This window comes from Oleiphilus sp. HI0117 (assembly GCF_001635235.1).
On sequence record NZ_LWGA01000881.1, the window covers coordinates 1 to 3,012 of the forward strand.

The 3,012-nt window shown below is 44.8% G+C and carries 4 protein-coding genes; all 4 read left to right on the top strand.

The window, feature by feature from the left end; genetic code table 11:
• A partial coding sequence (locus tag A3757_RS27655; RefSeq protein WP_231878295.1) for a hypothetical protein occupies nucleotides 1-192 on the top strand: 192 nt, incomplete at its 5' end.
• A 183-nt stretch (nucleotides 193-375) separates the two neighbouring features.
• Nucleotides 376-1,818 carry a capsule assembly Wzi family protein gene (locus A3757_RS15450; RefSeq protein ID WP_068750551.1) on the top strand — a complete coding sequence of 481 codons (1,443 nt, stop codon included), beginning with the start codon at nucleotides 376-378 and terminating at the stop codon, nucleotides 1,816-1,818.
• Between the two features lie 93 nt (nucleotides 1,819-1,911).
• Nucleotides 1,912-2,406 (top strand): hypothetical protein, encoded by a 495-nt coding sequence (locus A3757_RS15455; protein ID WP_068567388.1) that lies wholly within the window; start codon nucleotides 1,912-1,914, stop codon nucleotides 2,404-2,406.
• Nucleotides 2,407-2,474: 68 nt separating this feature from the next.
• On the top strand, nucleotides 2,475-3,012 hold a 538-nt coding region (locus tag A3757_RS15460; RefSeq protein ID WP_156506343.1), incomplete at its 3' end, for an NAD-dependent epimerase/dehydratase family protein.

Consider the following 3,012-nt stretch of genomic DNA (forward strand, 5'->3'; position numbering starts at 1 on the left):
AAAAACAGAGAAAAGATAAAAGCCTTTTTAGGTGTGTCTCCATCTCTTCCTCTGTGCAGCGAAGCGCCCGGTGTCCTCTGTGGTTCTTCGGTTTATCCCTTAAAGATCAAAACACAAAAGACGGTTCACCACAGAGGGCACAGAGCGGCCTGCGGCCTACACAGAGAAAAGATAAAAACAGAGAAAAGATAAAAGCCTTTTTAGGTGTGTCTCCATCTCTTCCTCTGTGTAGCGAAGCGCTCGGTGTCCTCTGTGGTTTAAGTTCTTTTCGCTTTTACCTTTAAGTGCAAAACCCCTATAATGCCCAGCCATAGAATCAACCACTAAAAAGTCTAATTCGTGTCTATCAAATCTAAGCTTCTCAGCACCCTTGTAATGTCCCTTTCTCTTGTTATGGCTGCCTCGGTAAACGCTGCGCCATGGATTGATGTAGGTGACCTTAGGCTTCGAAATAATCTTCAGCTACTCAATGATGCAGAAGTGATCGATATCTCTTTAACGACCTGGCCGCTTATGTGGGCGGACGTAAAAAGTGCATTAGCAGAAGCTGATCATTCGAAGCTCAATTCAGCGCAAAAAACTGCGATTAGAGAATTACGCTTTGAGCTACGTAAGCAGACTAAGTCCGGTATTAAAAAAAGCCTTGAAGTGACAGCGGGCAGTGCTAGGCCATTATTAAGAGATTTTGGTTCTTTCCAGCAAGAAAAAGGAGAGATCCATAAAACAATGGAGGGTGATAGTGAAAGCTTTGCCTTCAGGCTTCAAGCTAATGTCATGACAGATCCTGGTGATGATGCCGTCCAGACAGACTTTTATGGCTCCTATTTGGCTGGCGTGCTGGGCGGTCGTGATGGCAACTGGGTATTGGGTGTTGGCGCAGTCGATCAATGGTGGGGCGCGGGTTCTCAGTCGAGTTTGATCCTGACAAATAATGCCGAGCCGGTACCGAGCGTATTCTTAAGAACCAAGCAGGGGCAGCGTTTTGATACACCTTTGCTCTCGTGGTTAGGAGAGTGGCAATTTGTATCTTATATTGGTCAGCTAGAAAGTAAGCGCACAATACCTGAGGCAAAACTTACTGGCATGCGTTTTACCTTTAGGCCGTTGAAAGGTCTTGAGTTTGGACTATCCCGTGCGATGCAGTGGGGTGGAGAAGGGCGTGATGAAGACTTGTCTACCTTCTGGAAGTCGCTTACTTCGCAGGGTGAAAATACAGCCAAGCAAGCGGGGAATCAGTTGGCTGGCTTCGATGTACGTTATGGCTTTGCATTGACTGATACGCTGGGTGCGGCCTTCCACGCACAAACAATTGGTGAAGACGAAGCGGGCTATATGCCATCGCGACGCACCCATCAAGCGGGCGTTCAACTTTCCCAAACACTAGAAGATAGCGCTTTCCTAAAGTACGAGTTGGAATACGCAAATACCATTGCGGATGGCTTTGAGACAGTATTTTATAATACCACCTATGAACATAGTCTTTATGAAAGTGGCTATCGCTATCATGGGCGTACGCTTGGTGCTAGTTTTGATAATGACTCAGAGGTTTTGTCCTTCGGGATGAGTCTTCAAAATGGTGATGGTTCGCTTTGGAGTGCGCGTGCCAGCTATTTACAGTTAAATGAAGATGGTGGCGTCAGAGGAAATGGGGTTTCTCTGAGTGCTCAATCACTTTATATGGCGGAATTTTATCACCAGTGTTTCATCTTTGATGGCCGTTTCAAAGCAGGGCTGACTTACCTAAGTAAAGACGTTGATACAGCGTTTACGTATGTAGAGCGCTTAGCTGCTTCGGTCTCATGGGAGTATCGATACTAGGGCTTGTGAAGTGTAAAAGCAGGCCTGTCATGCTATTATTCGCTTAGTCTAACGACAAGGCTTTTACCAATGATTATCAAGGAGGATAAGAGAATGGATAAAACAAAAGTGGACGATATGCTAATTCAAATGATACAGCCCAAACTCGAAGAGATTGAAACCCGCTTCTCAAACGGTGAGGGCCTAAGTAGTGAAGATATCAATACACTGCTGCTTAAGTCGCAATATAATCATATCAATCATTTAGATGAAAAATTAAATGAAGTGACCGATAGTGTGGCAAGCCTTAAAGGTGAATTTGCTGGCTTGAAAGGTGAATTTGCTGGCTTGAAAGGTGAGTTTTCTGATTTGAAAGGTGACTTTACAGGCCTAAGAGGCGAGTTTGTCGGCCTGAAAGGCGAATTCAAGTTGTTGGAACAAAAGGTAAACAAAGGCTTCGAACTCATGGGAGCTAGAATGGACGCTTTTGAAAAACGAATTGAATTGAAGATATCTGAAGCGATAAACAAGAATATGCGCTGGAGCATAGGCTTGATAGCCTTAATCGTTACTGTTCTCAAGCTAGCGGATACCTTTGCCGGAAACTGAATAATTAACAATACCGCCCCTGTCTCAAACAACCCTGAGCAACTCTAAATAGAAAGGAAATAAGTGTCGTGACAAGTTATGAAAATGTAAAACAGCAGCTAACAGACAGCCCCAAAACCTGGTTGGTAACGGGTGTTGCCGGTTTTATCGGTTCTAACCTGCTAGAAACACTGCTAAAACTAAACCAAAAAGTTGTAGGTTTGGATAACTTCGCCACTGGGCATCAATACAATTTAGATGAAGTTCAAGGCTTGGTAGCGTCTGATCAGTGGCAGAACTTCTCATTTATCGAAGGTGATATCAGAGATTACGAAACCTGCCAGAAGGCGGTTTCAGGTGCTGACTATGTTTTACACCAAGCAGCGCTTGGCTCCGTTCCTCGTTCTATCGCAGACCCGATTACCACGAATGCAGCGAATATCACTGGCTTTCTCAATATGCTCCAGGCTGCAAAAGAAGAGCAGGTAAAAAGCTTCACCTACGCGGCCAGTAGTTCAACCTATGGTGACCACCCCGCGCTGCCTAAAGTAGAAGAAAATATCGGCAATCCGCTTTCACCTTATGCGGTAACCAAATACGTAAACGAATTATATGCCAGTGTGTATG

Coding starts and splice junctions, on each gene's coding strand:
- A3757_RS15450 (WP_068750551.1), top strand. CDS start 376: ATGTCCCTTTCTCTTGTTATGGCTGCCTCGGTAAACGCTGCGCCATGG.
- A3757_RS15455 (WP_068567388.1), top strand. CDS start 1,912: ATGGATAAAACAAAAGTGGACGATATGCTAATTCAAATGATACAGCCC.